Origin of the sequence: Sphingomonas sp. UNC305MFCol5.2 (assembly GCF_000712135.1) — a bacterium.
Classification (GTDB): Bacteria; Pseudomonadota; Alphaproteobacteria; order Sphingomonadales; family Sphingomonadaceae; genus Sphingomonas.
The window spans coordinates 618,717-636,188 of record NZ_JOOE01000001.1 but is presented as its reverse complement, the minus strand read 5'-3'; the positions used below and the strand labels follow the sequence as shown (position 1 = coordinate 636,188).

Below are 17,472 nucleotides of genomic sequence, written 5' to 3'. Positions count from 1 at the left end.
TTGCGCCCGAGGCCGCTGTTATGGCATTGCCGCTCAGCTGTCGGGGCGCGACGGATTGACGCGCTTGACTTGCATCGGGCCGTCCGCCGGCTTCGGCTTCGGCTCGACGAGTGCGTCGCTGCCCGCGCCCACGGCCCAACCGTGTGCGCCGATCAGCGGCACGAAACGGACCTCGCCCAGATCGTCCTGGTCGAAGATTTCATCGCCGAGCCTCGTCACGCGCACCAGCCGTTGCGAATCCGCCGGCCCGACCGGCATTACCAGCCGCCCGCCGATCGTAAGCTGGCGGCACAGTGGCTCGGGGATAGATGGGGCCCCGGCGGCGATCAGAATCGCGTCGAACGGCGCAGCCTCAGGCCAGCCATTGGTGCCGTCGCCATGGAGGATCTCGACATTGCCATAGCCGAGCGCCGCCATCCGCTCGCGTGCCAGATCTGCAAGCTCCGAATGACGTTCGATCGCATGGACCGTGCCGGCGATGCGGCTCATCACCGCGGCGGCATAGCCCGATCCCGCGCCGATCTCGAGCACATGGTCGCCGGGCTTGACGGCTGCCGCCTCGATCATATGCGCGACGATGAATGGCTGAGAAATGGTCTGGCCGGCCTCGATCGGGAGTGGCGTGTCCTCATAGGCGAATTCGCCCAGCGGCTCGGGGACAAAATATTCACGCGGAACTTCACGCATTGCGTCCAGCACATGCGCGTCACCCACGCCGCGCGCGACGATCTGGGTATCCACCATGACCCGGCGGAGGCTCGATGTCGCCGACATCGCCTGCTCCTGATCGAGATAGCGCCGAGTCAACGCGTGACGGAGCGAATGGTGGCCGCCTGCCACCTGCCTATTTCTCGCCGAACAGCGCCCGCAACTCGCTTTTGGCATCCTCGAGGACCTTGCGCCGCTTCTCGCCGAGATTGTCGCCCGCCCGATTGATGTAGAAGGTCAGCATGTTCATGGCCGATTGTAGCGGCGTGCCCTTGCGGCGCTTGCTGTGCTCGGCCGAGCGCTTGAGCGATTTCGCGATCTCCTTCGGATCGTCCCTGGTAAAGACAGATTCCTCGAGATCGAGCGCATTCGAATGTGCGGTAACGTCTTGCGACCATTTCCGGGCCGGCATCAGCCGTTGCCGTGCTTGCGGCGCGTTACCCAGCCCTTGCGCGCCGCTGCCGAACGTTGCTCGGGCGAGCCGGACCTTTGCGCCCGTCCGCCCCGTGAGGACGAGACATGCGTGTCCTTCTTGCCGCGGCCCGAGCCTGACTTGTTCCCGCCGCCGGATTCCTTGTTCACCGTCGCCCAGGCGCGGCGCTGGGCCTCGCCCTTGGGAACGCCGCGGTCCTCATAGCCTTCCTCGATATGCTCGGCCTTGCGCTTCTGCTTGTCGGTATAGCTGCTCTTGTCGCCCTGGGGCATTGTCCATCTCCGTTGACCCGGCCTGGCGGGAACGAGCGGGCGGTGTCATGGTTTCAACGGCCAGGCTGGCCAATGCCGTCAATCCCCTCGATCAGGTGGAATTCCATTGCCTGTCATTCGCTTCCAACGCGGCAACTTCGCAACCCGATCGGCATTGATCGAATAGACTTCCTTCCGTCGATTGATTTTTATGAATGCCGCAAAGGATAGGGAAATTGCATGCAAATCATCGAGACTATCGGCGCTCACCACATCTCAATAGTTCGCGCAACGACTGGGCTCTTGTCTTGCGGTCACGAGATTGGCGGCCTAAGCTCATAGGATAGGGGAGTTCTGGCCTGGGGAGGGGCCGAATGATGAGTAGCGCGGACACGTCCATCCGGGCGCCGATCGTCCTCAGCTTCGCCGCCAATCTTGCAATCGCGCTGCTCGTTCTGATCCTGAGCGGCGGTGCGATGCTGCATTTCAATGCGGCGGGTCCCTCGCTGCACACCGTGCTCGACACCAGCGTCGCTCTGACCGGCGTGCTGGTCGCATTGCTCTTCTGGGACATGAGCCGCCGCACCGATGACAGCTGGCCGCTATTCCTTGCAATCTCCTTTGCCTTCCTGGTGCTGGGCGAAGCGCTGCATGTCATGGCCGTGCTCGGCTGGCTCGGCGGTGGGGCCGGAGCGGATGTACAATTTCGCGCCGGAACCTGGGGCCCGGCGGGGCACTTGCTGCCGCTTGGGGTCGGCGCCGCACTCCTTCTACGGCATCGGCCCCGGTCTTTTTCCTGGCTGTTTGCAGCCGGGCTGGCCGTGCTCGCCGTCCTTCTGGCAGCATTCTTTCTGGTCGCTCCGCGCTACGTTGCGCCCGGCTTTCTCTGGGTCACGCGGCCGACGCTCATCCTCGTGCCGCTCCTCTGGGCGGCGGTCGGTTGGGCCTATTGGCGGCAGCGCGACGAAACCGAAGTCGCTCGTGCGGTCGTCCCGAGCGCAGTGATCCTGATGATCGCGCACGGCGTGATGCTCTATTCGCGCGCGCCGAGCGACGCGACAGCGCTGGTTGCGCACCTCGGCAAGCTGGTCGGCGAAGCGTTACTGCTGTTCAATCTGATGCAGATCGGCGCCGCGGACACGGTCCGACGGCGGCAGGCTGAGCGGGAGTTGCTGGCGATCAATCGCGATCTCGACGCGCGGGTCGCGGCGCGCGAGGCCGAGCAGCGGCAGAGCGTGCGGTTGATCGAGGCGATCGTCGAGAACAGCCCGGCAGTGATCTACGTGAAGGATCTCGCGGGCCATTATCTCATGATCAATCAGCGCTACGCGGACATCTTCGGTTTCGAGCGCGCGGCGGTGGTCGGCAAGACCGATCATGATCTTTTCCCGCCAATGATCGCGAACGGTTTCCGCGCGATGGATGAGCGTGTGGCAAAGGTCGACCACGCACTGACCGAGGAGGAAGTCGCGCCGCAGACTGACGGTCTGCACAATTATATCTCGGTGAAATCGCCGCTGCGGGATGAAACCGGCCGGGTTTACGCCATATTCGGCATCTCGACCGACGTCACCGAGCAACGGCGCGCCGAAGCTGCCCTGTATGCGAGCGAGCAGCGCAACCGGCTGATCGTCGAATCGGCGCTCGATGCAGTGGTGACGATGGACAGCGAAGGTCTCATCACCGGTTGGAGCCCGCAGGCGGAAGGGACATTCGGCTGGAGCCATGCCGAGGTGATGGGGCGGCCGGTCCACGAGACGATCATGCCGGAACGGTATCGCGACGCGCATAAGAACGGGCTGGCGCGCTATCTTGCCAACGGTGACGCGCGGGTACTGAACAAGCGTCTCGAGCTGACGGCGCTCCGGCGGGATGGGGAGGAGTTTGCGATCGAGCTGTCGATCACGCCGATCCGGATGGGTGAGGCGGTGACCTTCAGTGCCTTCGTTCGCGACATCACCGATCGCAAGCTCGCGGAAACGAAGCTGCAAGCGCAACGCGACCGGCTCCACTTGCTGGAACAGGTCACGCGCGCGATCGGCCAGCGTCAGGACGTGCAGAGCATCTTCCAGGTCGTTGTGCGCACGCTCGAGGACCGGATGCCCGCCGATTTCGTGTGCATCTGCAACTATGACCGCGTCGACCATCTGCTCGATGTCGCGCATGTCGGCGTGCGCAGTGCGCCCTTGGGCCAGGAACTCGGCATCGTCGAGAAGGCGCGGGTGTCGATCGACCGCAACGGGCTCTCGCGCTGCATCGCCGGCGAACTCGTTTACGAGTCCGATATCGCGGCGGTGGACTTCCCCTTCCCGGCGCGGCTCGCGCGCGAAGGGCTTCGTTCGCTGGTCATCTCGCCCTTGATGATCGAGGATGAGGTGTTCGGCGTGCTGATCGTGGCGCGGCTCGACACCGAGGCCTTTGTCAGCGCGGACTGCGAGTTCCTGCGGCAAGTGGGCGAACATGTCGCACTCGCGGCGCGTCAGGCGCAGCTTCGCGATCGCCTGCAACGGGCCTATGACGATCTCAAGCACACGCAGCAGGCCGTGCTCGAGCAGGAGCGGCTCCGTGCGATCGGCCAGATGGCAAGCGGCATCGCGCACGACATCAACAACGCGATCTCGCCGGTCGGTGTCTATACGCAATCACTGCTCGAACGCGAACTCGACCTGCCCCAGGAGGTCGGCGATTATCTGGAGCTGGTGGGGCGTGTCGTTCGAGACATTGCCGCGACCGTCGGGCGAATGCGCGATTTCTACCGGAACGATGGCGACGCAGAGCTCGAGCCGCTCGATTTGAACGATTTGGTGCCGCAGGTGGTCGAACTCACGCGCGCGCGCTGGAGCGACATGCCGCAGCGGCGCGGACAGGTTATCAAGGTATCGACCGAATTGGAGGCCGATCTGCCACAGGTGATGGGCAACGCGGCGGAACTGCGCGAAGCGGCGACCAACCTCATCTTCAACGCCGTCGATGCCTTGCCCGAAGGGGGAACCATCACGATCCGGACACAGTCACTGCCCCCTGAACGCGGCGGCAAGGTCCGCGTGCGGTTCGAAATCGGTGACACCGGCGCCGGAATGGACGCGGCAACGCGCGAGCGCTGTCTCGACCCTTTCTTCACCACCAAGGGCGAGCGCGGCACGGGACTCGGACTCGCGATGGTCCAAGGCGCGGCGCAGCGCCATGACGCGCGGCTCGACATCGACAGTGCGCCCGGCAAGGGCACGCGCATGCGGTTGGAGTTCGCGGCCAGCAAGGCGCGGAGCCGCCGCGTGCGGGCGGCGGCGACTTCCGAAGTGCGCCCGCTGCGCCTGTTGCTGGTTGACGACGATCCGGCGGTGCTCGCGTCGACCGAGATCGTGCTCAAGCTCAATGGCCACACGATCACTGCCGCCGACGGGGGACAGGCCGGTATCGATGCGCTGCGCGCCGCGCACGCGACGGGCGACAAATATGATGTCGTGATCACCGATCTCGGCATGCCTTATGTCGATGGCAATCAGGTCGCGCAGACAGTCAAGGAGCTGTTTCCGGAAACGCCCGTGATCCTACTCACAGGCTGGGGACGACAGATGGCGACCGGGGGCGAGGCACCCGCCCATGTCGATTTCATGCTGCCCAAGCCGCTCGAACTCGGCGAGCTGCGGCATGTATTCGCTCAGCTGGACTGACGCGGTTGGTGGTTGCGCACATGGCTGCGCAGCTTCGGATCGTTGGGAGCGGTGAACGGCATGGCACTACGAAACGGTGCACGAAACGCCGACAACACTCAGCGATCTCACAGCACACGCAACGGTCAAAGGGGCTCCAATATTCAAGATCGCGTTGCAAAGGTGATCCACCCTGTCTGCTCACCCTCATCACTGCCGGTTGCGTCGCCTCATGCTTCCCATTTCTTCTGCCCTGACAGCTCAGCCTATAACACACATGTAAGTGTTAATCATTATTTAACTTAAATGTTCGATTGTCATGGTGAGATTATCTTACTTTTATCTCTATTGCACCTCGACATGGCGCGGTGGCTTGGCGCCCTCCTTGCCGTCGTGCGGCAGCGAAGCCATGGAGCCCGAAAGCTGCCGTAGATTCAATTTTCGGCAGGTGCGTCTGAGCATCGGCATTCCGGTCGCGACCAGTCGGCCGGAGAAACGCCTTCTTCGGCAGGAAGTATGTTCTCCGAACGCGTTTTGCTTTAGATCGCGGCTGACGAGGGGGAACGCATGGATCGCTTAAGACTGTTCGGCTGGGCATATTTCCTGATGTTCGTCGCGGTAGTGCTGGTGGGCTATGTCCCGGGCTTCCATGATGCCGAGGGCAATCTGTTCGGATTGTTCAAGCTCGATTTCTATGACGACAGCCTGCATCTCGCATCGGGCATCTGGGCCGGTGTCGCGGCGTGGCGTTCGCGCGAAGCGGCAAGAATCTATTTCAGGATTTTTGGGCCGCTCTACTTCCTAGACGGCGTGCTGGGCCTGATCACGGGCAGCGGCTATCTCGATGGCGGCATCTTCCTGTACGGGCCACTCGACCTGTCCATGACCGTTCGCTTCTTCGCCAACCTGCCGCACCTGCTGATTGGCGGCTTCGCGATCTGGGTCGGGTACCGGCACGCCGCGCAAGGACGCGCGGTCCCGGCGTGAAGCGCCGCTGGCGCGTCGCCATCGGGCTGGCGGCGATCGTCGCGGCCACCGTCCTGATTCCGGTGGTCTATATCGAGGGCGGCTGCCGGGCACCCTTGCCGGGCGCCAGCGCCGGCACGCCCTACCGGTCGATTCTCGAACCGCGCGAGCGCCGACCCGAGGGGCGCACCTGGCTCACTTATCCCGAGTGGCACATCGTCTATGAAGCGGACAGCTATGCCCGCCATCTGAGCGTCGGTGCGCGGCCGAGCCGCTTCGCATTCGGAAGCCAGATCGCTAGTTTCTGGTCGAGCTATTGCACCGTAAATCGGCTGACCCGCGGCAGCGCGTCCGGTGGCGACGCCAAGGTGATGATCTACACGATCGGAATCAGTTACTCGGTCGAGCTTGGCGTCAAGGCGGCCTATGAGAACACGATCGGCCGCCTGTCTGAATGGCTCGGCGGGTGGCACAGCGCCGACGATCGTTACGCGGCCGCGGTGCAGACCCGCTACGGCGCGTTCATGCATGAAACTCCCTGGTACCGCTTCCCCTTCGGCGAAGCGCTCGCGGGCGTCTGGCGGACGCAGGAGCCAAACGCCTGGGGACGGCATTGGGAACGCCGGTTCGCCTCGAGCCTCGAGTTCGGCGTGAAGGCGGGCTATGCGAAGCTGATCGACGCGGCGAGTGGCGCGACGCTGGGTCGAGATGAACTGACCTTGCGGCTGGTCGCGCGCGGCAACCCTGCGCAGCTGACCGCAATCGACCGGCGGCTGAAAGTGGTGCGCGTGCCCGGTGCCGGCCTGGCCGTGCTGGAGGCGCCGCGTTATGCGCAATTCACCGATATCGTCGCGCGCATGGCGACGGCCGGCGCCAGGCTGGTGGAGATCGCCGGCAACGATGATATTTTCGTCACGCTCCTGCAGCGGAATGGGACGCCGGCGCCCGGCCCCGGGACAGTTCTGATGACGATGCCGGCGGCGCAGGCCGGGTGGCAGCGCGTGGGCGTGTCGGTGAAGGTTACACAATTGCTCGATCTGATTCGCACGGCGGCTGCGAGTGGCGCCGTGCTCGAGCATGTCTACGACTACTAGGCGCATCCTCCGCTTCGTCGCCCGGACGGCGGCGGTGCTCGCGGGTTGGGCGATCCTATTGCTGGCGATGCCATTCGTCGGGCCGAGTGGCCGCGATGTCGCCGTGATCGGCGATCGCGAACGCGCGATCCGCGCCGTTGCAGCGGCAGGGGGGCAGATCGTCAGCTTGCGTGGCCGCGTCACGCTCGCACGATCGTCGCATGCGGGCTTCGCTGCGGCGCTTTACCGGCGCGGCGCGCCCCTTGTGCTGGAGGGACGGATCGGCGCCGGTTGCGCTGCCGTGTTGCGCTAGCCGTTCAGCCCAGCGCCGGCGCGTAGCGAGCGTACCAGGTGTTGCTGAACAGGCCGTCCGGATCCCATTGTCGTTTGGCCGCGAAGAAGCCGCGGATTTCAGGATAGGCGCGGACGAGCTGCTGCGGCGTGTAATGGAGTTGGTAGGGGAGGAAGAAGCGGCCGCCTTCCCGCGCAGTGAGATCGATCAGGTCGCTCGTCAGACTGCGCATCCGTTCGGTGCCCGCCGCGTCGGTTGATTGGGTGATGTAGAGCACGACCGAGAATGCGGGTTTCGGCGCGTAGGAGAGCGCATTCGCCTCGACGCCGACGGCACGGATGGAGGCATTGACCAAATTGACTTTCTGCTCGCGAAAGAGAGCGCGCATGCCGTCGATGAAGGGCACGATGCGATCGCGCGGCACGAAATATTCGTGGAGAATGTCGGTTTCGGCGGGCAGGCTGTTGCGCAGATAGGCGACGCTGTCGTGCATCGGATCGTTCCTCGATACGAGGCAGGCTTCGCCGTCGCCCATCGCCTGGGCTCGCGTCACGGTGCAGCTTTCGAAGCGATGCTCCAAATTCTTCTCGGACCACCATTTCAGCGACTTGAAACTGTCACCCCGCTTGGAGAGATTGATCGTCAGGCGCCGGAGCTTTGTTGAGGCGACTTCGCTGAGCGGTGCCCGCGGGAGCAACTGATCCGCCGCGACCCGGCGGTAGCGGTAGACGATCGCTTCGCGCAGCAGCGAGCCCGGTGCGGTGGACAGGTGGACATAGCTGAGCCCGATCGCCGGATCGCCGGCGATTGCCGCAAAGGTCTCGGGAAAGGCCCGATAGTCGATCAGCGAGCGTTCCGAACGATAGATGTCATTGGGCACCACATCGAGCGTGGCGGAGAGGATGACGCCGAACAGGCCGTAGCCGCCGACCACATGGGCGAAGAGCTCAGGGTTCTCCGTGCGCGACGCCGTGATCACCCGTCCATCGGCGAGCATCAGCCGGATGCTGCGGAGTGATCCCATCACTGCGCCTGCCTGGTGGTCCATGCCATGCGCATTGACCGAGATCGACCCGCCCACGCTGAAGATGTCGGTCGACTGCATCGCTTTGACCGCAAAGTCCGGGTGGATGGCGCGCTGGATGTCGTGCCAGGTGGCGCCGGCATCGACCGTGACGGTGCGGCCGCCTCTATCGAGGCGAATGCCGCGCATTCCGCGCATGTCGAGCACCAGCCCGCCCTTTCGGAAAGCCTGCCCGCCCATGCTATGCTTCACACCAGCCGCGGAGACGGTGAGCCCATGCGCGCGCGCATAGGTCAAAGCCGTACGAACATCGGCTTCGTCCCGCACCGCCACGACGCCGGCCACGGTCGTGCGGCTGAGGCAACTCGCATCGTTCACGGTGCCGCCGCGCTGCGCCCAGTTAGGCTGGGCGGCGCTCGCTGCGTGCGAAGGGAGCGCGCCGAGATCCGGCAATACGCTGCCGCAATCCTTGGGCCCGATCGGGTCCGCAGCGAGCGGCAGGGTGTAGAGCGTCGTACCGCCTGCGGCCGCGGCGAGTGCGATAAGGGAGACGCCGATCAGCCATTTTTTGCGCGTCATGGTTGCCCCTCAATGGCTGCATCAAGTGCAGCGAGAAAATGGCCAGGATCCTCGATGTGCGGAATGTGCCCGACTCCGGGAAGGCGGATGAAATGAGCGGCGCGCGTGAGGCGCGACAGCGTTTCACCCTGCGAGATCGGGGTGGTCTGATCCGCTTCGCCCCAGATCAGGGATACGGGCGTGCGCATTGCAGCGACGGCCGCCGAGCGCCGGCTGGCGGCACCGTCATCGGTGTTGAATAGTTCGGGGAGCCATGCCGCGTAGGCCGGTGTAGTGCCGGGCCGGCGCATCGGCCGGCGCAGCGTCTCGAGCCAGCGATCGCCCGCTTGCTTGCGCGCCAGCAACGAGCTGAGCATCGGGCGAAGCGCCCATGGATTGGTGAAGCCCGTAGCCACGGCGAGTTCGGCGAGCGGCGGCTGGCGAAGGCCCCAGCTCGCCGGACGCGGCGCCGCATCGAAAGTGCCCAGCGCCGCGTCAACAAGCACAAGCTGGCGCATTTGCGCGGGATGGCGAAGCGCCGCCTCCAACACAGGGCCCGCACCATAGCTGTGCCCGACCGCTATTGCGGGCGCGTTTGGGGCTATGGCCTTCAGCACGGCGGAAAGCCGTTCGGCCTGGTCCACGCGATCGTAGCGCCGCAGTGGATCATGGGCGGAAAAGCCGAACGGCGGAAGATCGACCGCTATCACGCGATAACCGCGTCCGGCGAGGTGCTGCGCGACCTCGCTCCAGAAGCCGCTCCATCCCGCCGTGCCGCCGACCAGCAGAACCGGGCGGCCGCGCGGTGGGCCCGACGTCTGGATCGCGATCGTGCCGAGCGCGGTCGGGATCCACCGAGTGGCGGCAGGCGGGTCATCGACGCGTTCGCGATAGTCAGCCGCGCCTCGCAGCGCCGCGAGCAGCACAATGACGCTTGTGAGCGAGCCGATCAGGCTTAGCCTGAGAATGCTTGTCTTGTTTCTTTTGAATGCCCCCATGACGACTGCATAGCGAGCGGGAATTGCCGCGTCATTGTTTTGGCGGTGCCCGCTGACAGGCGGCGGCCAGCCTCCCGACCAGCCTAGTCATCCTTGGAGGGCACCTTTGCTCCCCGAGAACCCGGACAGGCAACATCCCAGGATGCGAGAGCGTCCCACCGTTCAGACGAGCGTCCGCTTGGCCAATCCTCTGCTCCAAAGCTGCCGGACCGCTTGCGGCCCAAAAGCCGTCACCAGGCAATTCAGATGAGCGAGTTCGTCGCGTTTAGCGGCGTTATCGCCTGCTCAAGACCTGTCACAACATGCCGTTAAAGCCGCGAAAATATGCGGGGCAAAATGTGGACGCGCTTCTGACCCGATCGTCCAGAATGGCGCGGTTGCGCCATTTTTCCGCTTTTAGGACGGTGCCCATTACGATCCCAAGCGACGCAATTTAGCCATGCTGGCCTGAGGCCGCTTCACATTCCGGGAGCCGCTTCCGTATTCCCGTCGCGAGCACCACCGTTGATCGCCTAAACATCGAAGAATCACATCTCGGCGCTCGATGATCAGCTGTCAGAGCACACCTAGCGCGCCGCCGCAGCCCTTGGCGGGCAGTTTGGCGATGACATCGCGGCGTTTCTCGGCCGCGAAATAGCGGCACAGTTGCGGGCCACCCTCGGCGTCGTTCTCGACCAGTAGATATCGCCCGACGGCCCGATCGTCAGCGTGGGAAGCGAGGCGACACCTGCGCCAATCGTCCAGCCATGTCCGACGGAATCCGAGGAGCTATTCCGGCCAGATGGCGAGATTTCATTTCAACATCAACGGCTAAGCCATTGAAAACGCTGGTGACCCCTACGAGAATCGAACTCGTGTTTTCGCCGTGAGAGAGATGCCTGAAAACGTCCTCGGAGACACTCGGAACGACGTTAAACCAATAACTTAGATGATCTTCTTCCTTGCAGATCTGACTGTGTCCGGCTAGTCTTATTAGACGAATTGGACGCCTGGCCCATGTCGCGCACCGTCGTCGAGAGCAGGATCCAGGACCGCACCGCCCGCGGTAACCTGGCCGTGCGCAACAAGCCCTATTGGCGGCAACTGAGCGAGGGCGCGCATATCGGCTACCGCAAGGGCGCCCGCAAAGGCACCTGGTTCGCCCGCTACTTCGATGTCCCGCTCGGCGCCTATGTGACCAGCGCGATCGGCGAGGCGGACGACCGGTGCGAAGCCGATGACGTCGAGGTCTTCACCTACAAACAGGCGTTCGACCGGGCACTGCGCTGGATCGAGCTCCAGACGCGGAACAGCGGCGCGCCGGCCGCAGTCGGCAGCGACCCCGACATGACCGTGGCGCAGGCGGTCCAGGCCTATATCGCACTGCGCGATGCGCGCAGTTCGTCGCGGGCGGGCAGAGCGATCAAGTCCGACGCCTCCTCGAGCCTCACGCGCTATGTGCTCGAGGACAAGAGGCTGCCGATCGTCCGGCTCGCGGCACTGGTCGAGGCCGATTTGCGCGGCTGGCAGCTGCGCTGCACGCGCAAGAAGCCCTCCAGCCTTCAGCGCGTCGTCAACGACTTCAAGGCAGCGCTCAATCATGCCTTCGCGATGCATCGCCGCGTGTTGCCCGCGGACCTCCCGACGGTGATCAAGTTCGGATTGAAGCTCGACGCGCCCGAGCTGCTGACGACCGCCGCCCGCGACAACCAGATCCTCAGCGACGACGAGGTCCGCGCGATCGTCGCCGCAGCCATCGCGCTCGACGAGGATTTCGGGCGGCTGGTGGTGCTGCTCGCCGCCACGGGCGCGCGCTTCTCGCAGATCGCGCGGATGACCGTCGCCGACGTCCAGCTCGGCCAGTCGCGCCTCATGCTCCCGCAATCGTTCAAGGGCCGCAAGCGCACCCTGAGCTATATCCGGGTGCCCGTCGGCGCGGACACGATCGCCGCGATCGAACCCGTCACCCGCGGTCGCAGTCCGTCCGCGCCGCTACTCGAACATTGGCGGCGGCGCCAGGTCGGGCCGATGCAGTGGGAGCAGGTGGATCGCGGTCCCTGGGCTTCGTCCTCGGCGATGCTACGGCCATTCCACCAGGCAGTCGCCGATGCAGGTCTCTCCAGCGCGATCATCCCCTATGCGCTGAGGCATTCGTCGATCGTGCGGGGCCTGCGCGCCGGTCTGCCGATCCGGCTGGTGGCAGCGCTCCACGACACCTCCGTCGCCATGATCGAGCGGCATTATTCGCGCTACATCACCGAAGGGCTCGACGAGCTCGTCGCCCGTGCGGTGGTGCCGATCGTCGGGAGCTACGCCAAAGCGGCGTGAGCAGGCCTGCCCGGATATCGGGCCGCGCCGCGCCGCGCCTGGGGCCGCCAGGATATCTTCTCATCGTCATGCCGGCCGATGGCGGGCAGGTCCGTAAAAACCACAATACAGGCCCTTGCCGGTTTGGGCGCACATGGCCGCCGACTTCCCCATTCACACGCGGGAAAAGGAGTGAGGCATGGCTTTCGCGACCACCAATCCCTATACCGGCGAGGTCCTCGAGACCTTTCCCACCGCCACCGACGACGAGATCCGCGAGGCGATCGGCCGCGCGGACGCGGCGTTCCTGGCATGGCGCGAGACCACGTTCGCCGAGCGCGCGCGGGTGATGCAATCGGCTGCCGACATTCTGCGCCGCGACATCGAGACCTATGCCCCGCTGCTCACGCTCGAAATGGGCAAGCTGCTGGGCGAGGCCAAAGCGGAGGTCGAGCTCTCCGCCGCGATCTTCGAATATTATGCCCGCAACGCAGAGGCGCTGCTCGCCTCCGAAAAGTTGCCGGTTGCCGATCCTGCCGAAGGCGAGGCGATGCTGGTATGCGATCCGCTCGGCGTGCTGCTCGCGGTCGAGCCGTGGAATTTCCCTTATTATCAGATCGCCCGGATCATCGCGCCCCAGCTGTCGGCCGGCAATACGATGCTGCTCAAGCACGCGGCCAACGTGCCGCAATGCGCGGCCGCCGTCGAGAAGCTGATGCTGGAGGCCGGCCTCCCCGAAGGTGCGTTCATCAACCTCTATGCCGCGCATGGCCAGGTCGAGCTGATCCTGAACGATCCGCGTGTTCACGGGGTGGCACTCACCGGCTCCGAGGCGGCCGGTGCCCAGGTGGCGGCGATCGCCGGCAAGGCGCTCAAGAAGTCGACCATGGAGCTGGGCGGCGCCGACGCCTTCATCGTGCTCGCCGATGCCGACCTCGACAAGACCGTGAAATGGGCGGTGTTCGGCCGTCACTGGAATGGCGGACAGGTCTGCGTCTCGTCCAAGCGGATGATCGTGGCGGACGAGATCTATGACGCGTTCCTCGAGCGCTACACCAAGGGCGTCGCCGGGTTGCGCATGGGCGATCCCTTCGATCCGGAGACGACGCTCGCGCCGCTCTCGTCGCAAAAGGCGGCCGATGATCTCAAGGACATGGTCGGCCGGGCCGTCGAGCATGGTGCTACCGCAACGCCCGTCGGTCCGGACGCGCCGAACCAGGGAGCGTTTGTCCAGCCCGTGATCCTCACCGATGTCGGCGAGGACAATCCGGCGCGTTACTGGGAGTTTTTCGGTCCCGTCTCGATGCTGTTCCGCGCGAAGGACGAGGCGGATGCGATCCGCATCGCCAATGATTCACCCTTCGGTCTGGGCGGCTCGGTGTTCACCCGCGACACGAAGCGGGGCGCCGATGTCGCGCGCAAGATCTCGACCGGCATGGTCTTCGTCAATCATCCGACGATGGTGAAGGCCGACCTGCCCTTCGGTGGCGTCCGCCGCTCCGGCTATGGCCGCGAGCTGCTCGGCCTGGGGATCAAGGAATTCGTCAACCACAAGCTGATCGATGTCGTCGACATCGACGCCGCGTTCTGACGCGCCACGAGGGAAGGAAATCTCGTCATGCTCAAGACCATGAAGGCGGCCGTCGTCCGCGAATTCGGCAAGCCGCTCGTCATCGAGGAAGTCGCGGTGCCCGAGGTCGGGCCCGGCCAGATCCTGGTGAAGGTCGCCGCCGCCGGCGTCTGCCACACCGATCTCCATGCCGCCGAGGGCGACTGGCCGGTGAAGCCGAAGCCACCCTTCATCCCCGGCCATGAGGGCGTCGGCCATGTCGCCGCGGTGGGGCAGGGCGTCACGCATGTGAAGGAGGGTGACCGCGTCGGCGTGCCCTGGCTCTACACCGCCTGCGGCCACTGTGTGCATTGTCTCGGCGGCTGGGAGACTTTGTGCGAGAGCCAGCAGAACACCGGCTATTCGGTGAATGGCAGCTTCGCCGAATATGTGCTCGCCGATCCCAACTATGTCGGCCACTTGCCCGCCAATATCGGCTTCGTCGAGATCGCACCGGTGCTCTGCGCCGGCGTGACGGTCTACAAGGGTCTCAAGGTCACCGACACCAAACCCGGTGACTGGGTGGCGATCTCCGGAATCGGCGGGCTGGGGCACATGGCCGTGCAATATGCCAGGGCGATGGGGCTCAACATCGTCGCGGTGGATATCGACGATGCCAAGCTCGATCTCGCCCGCAGGCTCGGCGCGCAGCTCACCGTCAACGCGCTCGACACCGATCCAGCCGCCTTCATCCGCAAGGAGATTGGCGGCGCACAAGGCGTGCTCGTGACCGCCGTCTCGAACAAGGCATTCCAGCAGGCGATGGGGATGGTCCGCCGCGGCGGTACCGTGTCGCTCAACGGCCTGCCGCCGGGCGACTTTCCGCTGTCGATCTTCGATACGGTGCTCAACGGCATCACCGTGCGCGGCTCGATCGTCGGGACCCGGCTCGACCTTCAGGAAGCGCTCGATTTTGCTGCGCAAGGGAAGGTCCACGCAACCGTGGCCACCGAAACGCTCGAGGACATCAATAATGTGTTCGCGCGGATGCACCGGGGCGAGATCGAAGGCCGCATCGTGCTGGACTTCGAGAATGCGCCGGTCTCGCAACCCGGGAAGCAGGCCGTGGCGGCCTGACCTGGTTCAGGCCCTGATGGAGCGCCGGCCATTCTACCTGGAAGAAGCAGCGACGGCTCGCCGGCTCGCGTAGTGCCGCCGCTTTCCGCGTGGCGTCAGCGCACCCGCTTTCTCGTGACCGTCCGCGACGCGCCGCAGATCGCGCAGATATCGCTCTGCCGTTCGAAGCCGTCGCCGCCGGCGAGCTCGCGCGCCGTCTGATTTGCCTGGCCCGGGGTGAGGTTCAATTTTTCCGCGATGCACCCGTCGCAAATCGGCTCCGGGGCGAGCCGTTCGATCAGGCCGCGCACGCGTAGCAATATCGTAGCTTCCCCCTGCATCCAGCACCTATGCGAGGTCCACGCGGAAGGGGCAACCTTCCCGAAAGGGAGGGCCGCCGGTTGCGAGGCCCTCGTTCCATTTTTCCGGAGCGCATTGCTCAGACATGACCGATCCGATCCGGCGTGGGCGAAGCAACGAGGGCCGCGGTCGGGTCCGGGTGGTCAACCGTGCGGCAATCAGTGCGCGAGGAACAGCGGGACCGGGCTTTCGTGGAGCATGCGCCGCGTGACGCCGCCCAGCACGGCCTCGATGAACGGGCTGCGACCAAATCCGCCCATTACGAGATAGGCCGCGCCGTTCGCTTCGATCTGCTCGAGCAGGATCGTGCTGGGTATGTCCAGTGCATATCCGATCGGGTGCACGACGGGTTTGACGCCGTGGCGGGAGAGATAGGCAGCGGCCTCCTCCACCGGAGTCTTGATGGAGCCGTCCTCGCATACCACGATCGTGACTGTGCTCGCGAGCTGGAGCAACGGCACCGCGGCGCGCAAGGCCTTTTCAGCTTCGACTGATCCGTCCCAGGCGATCATCGCCTGCCCACAGGCATCGAACCGCTGACACGCGCGCGGCACCGCAAGGATCGGACGCCCTGACTTGATCAAGACCTCGGTCGCCACCTCCTCCATGTCCGGATAGGCATCCTTGATGTCGCGGTTGAGGACGATCAGATCGGCGAGTCCTGCGGCCTCGCGAACGCTTGGACTGAGGAAACCGGTCGTCTGGATCCAGTCATAGGCGACACCCTCCACCTTGAGGCGCTTCTCCATCCGCGCGCGGTTCGCCGCTTCGCTCACCTGCTCGTCGCCGAGCAGCAGGGCTGCACCGCCGAGCGTCGCATAGTCGTCGACGGTGACCGGTTTGACGGCAACGTCGATGCAGGTGAGGTGGCCATCGAGCGCGCGGGTCACGTCCAGGGCGGCCTGGAAGCGGGCTTCCTGGCCAACGTCGTCATGCATGAGCACCAGAATGTTTTTCATCATTGCCTCCGTGCAAACTCGTCAGGCCCGCGAAATTATGGCGCGCTCGCACCCGCACCCATTCGCAATTGTCCGTAGTGAGGCGACGGCAGGTCGCGCGATACGACCGCGCCGCGGTTTGATGTGCGGCTGCCGTCGCCGCGCCCTGCCGACGGATGCGCTTCAGGTGCGCGGGCCGATCCCGTGTCAGATTTGCGCCGCTCAGTGGCTGAGCATCACCGGGACGGTAATGTCGTCAAGGAGATGGCGCGTCACGCCGCCGAAGAAGATCTCGCGAAATCGCGAGTGCCCGAAGCCTCCGGCCACGAGCAAATCCGCCTTGCCACGCACTGCGTATCCGCAAATCACCTCGGCGTCGTCCATGCCCTCGAATGAGACGCGATGAAGCTCGGGCATCAGGCCGTGACGGCTCAAATGCCGGCACACTTCTTCGCCAGCATCGGATTGGGCATCCTGATCGACGATGACGACATCGACCTTCGCACCTTGTTCGGCGATCGCGACAAGATCGTGCACGGCGCGGTTCGCCTCGGGCGACGGTTTCCATCCCAGCACGGCGTGCCTGACCGGCGCAAGGTCCATGTCGGGCGGCAGAATCACCGTCGGTGTGCCAGAGGCAAGGATCGAGGTTTCCAGCACGCGTCGACGCAACCATGGCGAGTCCCAGGCTTCCGAGGTCGCAACCAGGACGAGGTCGGCCAGTTGACGCCTGCGCCGCATGTCTCCCGCGAGCCATGCGACGTCGTCGTGAAGGCCGAATACCGACACCTGCGCGTGCGCGTCCGCGATCAGCGCCTCAATTGCTGCCACTTTGGCGCTGTCATCGCGGGCCAGCGCTTCCTCGGGCAGATACATCCCGCCGGCCGGAAGAAGCATCTCGGCAACGTACGGGCTTGGCGTGAGTGCCGCGATCTCGACATGGGCGCCGCGTGCCGCTGCGAACGCGAGAACCCGGTCCAGGAACGGTCTGGCCGTGGTTGCATTGTCAACCATCGCAAGAAGATCACGGATCATGAATGTCTCCATCTACCCGACGATTTCCGAGGATTATGCGCGGCTGCGGATGTGGCGCATTTGTGGAATCCCCGTACGGGGCCGGTGCTCCGGCGTGCAGACTGGCCGCTACAGATGTTTGAGAGCTAGCCTGCCGCATAGCTGCGTTCGCGGCCCGGCACGATGCCGGTGATTGCAAAGCGGTGCTATCCGGGCCCGCGAGCCGGAGCAGGGACGGCATATCAGGCACATTCGC

The 17,472-nt window shown here is 64.8% G+C and carries 15 protein-coding genes; 7 read left to right on the top strand and 8 right to left on the bottom strand.

What is annotated here, in order from left to right; all coding sequences use genetic code 11:
- Positions 1-33: 33 nt before the first annotated feature.
- From BR78_RS0103120 to BR78_RS0103110, 3 genes are read right to left on the bottom strand one after another with little or no spacing between them, the layout of a single operon-like run.
- Entirely contained in the window at positions 34-840 is an 807-nt protein-coding gene (locus BR78_RS0103120) for a protein-L-isoaspartate(D-aspartate) O-methyltransferase (RefSeq protein WP_025560291.1), read from the bottom strand.
- Positions 841-844: 4 nt separating this feature from the next.
- Complete coding sequence (locus BR78_RS0103115; protein ID WP_025560290.1) at positions 845-1,120, bottom strand: DUF3175 domain-containing protein; 276 nt, start codon at positions 1,118-1,120, stop codon at positions 845-847.
- Positions 1,120-1,413, bottom strand: a complete 294-nt coding sequence (locus BR78_RS0103110) for a hypothetical protein (protein WP_025560289.1) — start codon at positions 1,411-1,413, stop codon at positions 1,120-1,122. The genes BR78_RS0103115 and BR78_RS0103110 overlap by 1 nt, the downstream gene beginning before the upstream one ends.
- Before the next feature lie 353 nt (positions 1,414-1,766).
- Here BR78_RS0103110 and BR78_RS20800 point away from each other — a divergent pair, with 353 nt between their 5' ends.
- From BR78_RS20800 to BR78_RS22095, 4 genes are all read left to right on the top strand, one after another.
- Positions 1,767-5,063: a hybrid sensor histidine kinase/response regulator gene (locus BR78_RS20800; RefSeq protein ID WP_025560288.1), complete on the top strand. Its 3,297-nt coding sequence runs from the start codon at positions 1,767-1,769 to the stop codon at positions 5,061-5,063.
- A gap of 546 nt (positions 5,064-5,609) precedes the next feature.
- Positions 5,610-6,029: a DUF4383 domain-containing protein gene (locus BR78_RS0103100; protein ID WP_025560287.1), complete on the top strand. Its 420-nt coding sequence runs from the start codon at positions 5,610-5,612 to the stop codon at positions 6,027-6,029.
- Positions 6,026-7,102: a hypothetical protein gene (locus tag BR78_RS0103095; RefSeq protein WP_029934907.1), complete on the top strand. Its 1,077-nt coding sequence runs from the start codon at positions 6,026-6,028 to the stop codon at positions 7,100-7,102. The genes BR78_RS0103100 and BR78_RS0103095 overlap by 4 nt, the downstream gene beginning before the upstream one ends.
- Positions 7,086-7,394 carry a hypothetical protein gene (locus BR78_RS22095; RefSeq protein WP_049811504.1) on the top strand — a complete coding sequence of 103 codons (309 nt, stop codon included), beginning with the start codon at positions 7,086-7,088 and terminating at the stop codon, positions 7,392-7,394. Before BR78_RS0103095 ends, BR78_RS22095 begins: the two co-directional genes overlap by 17 nt.
- Before the next feature lie 4 nt (positions 7,395-7,398).
- Here BR78_RS22095 and BR78_RS0103085 read toward each other — a convergent pair whose 3' ends face one another.
- Both BR78_RS0103085 and BR78_RS0103080 read right to left on the bottom strand, forming a co-directional pair.
- Positions 7,399-8,976, bottom strand: coding sequence for an FAD-binding oxidoreductase (locus BR78_RS0103085; RefSeq protein WP_029725172.1), 1,578 nt, complete (start codon positions 8,974-8,976; stop codon positions 7,399-7,401).
- Positions 8,973-9,953, bottom strand: coding sequence for an alpha/beta fold hydrolase (locus BR78_RS0103080; RefSeq protein WP_081855589.1), 981 nt, complete (start codon positions 9,951-9,953; stop codon positions 8,973-8,975). The genes BR78_RS0103085 and BR78_RS0103080 overlap by 4 nt, the downstream gene beginning before the upstream one ends.
- Positions 9,954-10,949: 996 nt before the next feature.
- Between BR78_RS0103080 and BR78_RS0103075 the strand changes: the two genes are divergently transcribed.
- The 3 genes from BR78_RS0103075 to adhP all read left to right on the top strand — a co-directional run bounded on the left by BR78_RS0103075 (position 10,950) and on the right by adhP (position 14,925).
- Positions 10,950-12,260: a tyrosine-type recombinase/integrase gene (locus BR78_RS0103075; protein WP_029934904.1), complete on the top strand. Its 1,311-nt coding sequence runs from the start codon at positions 10,950-10,952 to the stop codon at positions 12,258-12,260.
- Positions 12,261-12,438: 178 nt separating this feature from the next.
- Positions 12,439-13,830 carry an NAD-dependent succinate-semialdehyde dehydrogenase gene (locus BR78_RS0103070; protein ID WP_029934903.1) on the top strand — a complete coding sequence of 464 codons (1,392 nt, stop codon included), beginning with the start codon at positions 12,439-12,441 and terminating at the stop codon, positions 13,828-13,830.
- A gap of 27 nt (positions 13,831-13,857) precedes the next feature.
- Positions 13,858-14,925 carry an alcohol dehydrogenase AdhP gene (adhP, locus tag BR78_RS0103065; protein ID WP_029934902.1) on the top strand — a complete coding sequence of 356 codons (1,068 nt, stop codon included), beginning with the start codon at positions 13,858-13,860 and terminating at the stop codon, positions 14,923-14,925.
- Positions 14,926-15,020: 95 nt separating this feature from the next.
- On the opposite strand, the gene BR78_RS0103060 is transcribed toward adhP, so the two are convergent.
- The 3 genes from BR78_RS0103060 to BR78_RS0103050 all read right to left on the bottom strand — a co-directional run bounded on the left by BR78_RS0103060 (position 15,021) and on the right by BR78_RS0103050 (position 17,237).
- Entirely contained in the window at positions 15,021-15,215 is a 195-nt protein-coding gene (locus BR78_RS0103060; protein ID WP_231478121.1) for a hypothetical protein, read from the bottom strand.
- Between the two features lie 207 nt (positions 15,216-15,422).
- A complete protein-coding gene (locus BR78_RS0103055) occupies positions 15,423-16,223 on the bottom strand; it encodes a universal stress protein (RefSeq protein WP_029934898.1) in 801 nt (266 codons plus the stop codon).
- A gap of 201 nt (positions 16,224-16,424) precedes the next feature.
- Positions 16,425-17,237 carry a universal stress protein gene (locus tag BR78_RS0103050; RefSeq protein ID WP_029934896.1) on the bottom strand — a complete coding sequence of 271 codons (813 nt, stop codon included), beginning with the start codon at positions 17,235-17,237 and terminating at the stop codon, positions 16,425-16,427.
- Positions 17,238-17,472: the final 235 nt, after the last annotated feature.

Bases quoted from the DNA above. Each gene is read 5' to 3' on its own strand.
- adhP (WP_029934902.1), top strand. From the start codon at position 13,858: ATGCTCAAGACCATGAAGGCGGCCGTCGTCCGCGAATTCGGCAAGCCG.
- BR78_RS22095 (WP_049811504.1), top strand. From the start codon at position 7,086: ATGTCTACGACTACTAGGCGCATCCTCCGCTTCGTCGCCCGGACGGCG.
- BR78_RS0103055 (WP_029934898.1), bottom strand. From the start codon at position 16,223: ATGAAAAACATTCTGGTGCTCATGCATGACGACGTTGGCCAGGAAGCC.
- BR78_RS0103050 (WP_029934896.1), bottom strand. From the start codon at position 17,237: ATGATCCGTGATCTTCTTGCGATGGTTGACAATGCAACCACGGCCAGA.
- BR78_RS0103115 (WP_025560290.1), bottom strand. From the start codon at position 1,120: ATGCCGGCCCGGAAATGGTCGCAAGACGTTACCGCACATTCGAATGCG.
- BR78_RS20800 (WP_025560288.1), top strand. From the start codon at position 1,767: ATGATGAGTAGCGCGGACACGTCCATCCGGGCGCCGATCGTCCTCAGC.
- BR78_RS0103110 (WP_025560289.1), bottom strand. From the start codon at position 1,413: ATGCCCCAGGGCGACAAGAGCAGCTATACCGACAAGCAGAAGCGCAAG.
- BR78_RS0103080 (WP_081855589.1), bottom strand. From the start codon at position 9,953: ATGGGGGCATTCAAAAGAAACAAGACAAGCATTCTCAGGCTAAGCCTG.
- BR78_RS0103075 (WP_029934904.1), top strand. From the start codon at position 10,950: ATGTCGCGCACCGTCGTCGAGAGCAGGATCCAGGACCGCACCGCCCGC.
- BR78_RS0103085 (WP_029725172.1), bottom strand. From the start codon at position 8,976: ATGACGCGCAAAAAATGGCTGATCGGCGTCTCCCTTATCGCACTCGCC.
- BR78_RS0103100 (WP_025560287.1), top strand. From the start codon at position 5,610: ATGGATCGCTTAAGACTGTTCGGCTGGGCATATTTCCTGATGTTCGTC.
- BR78_RS0103070 (WP_029934903.1), top strand. From the start codon at position 12,439: ATGGCTTTCGCGACCACCAATCCCTATACCGGCGAGGTCCTCGAGACC.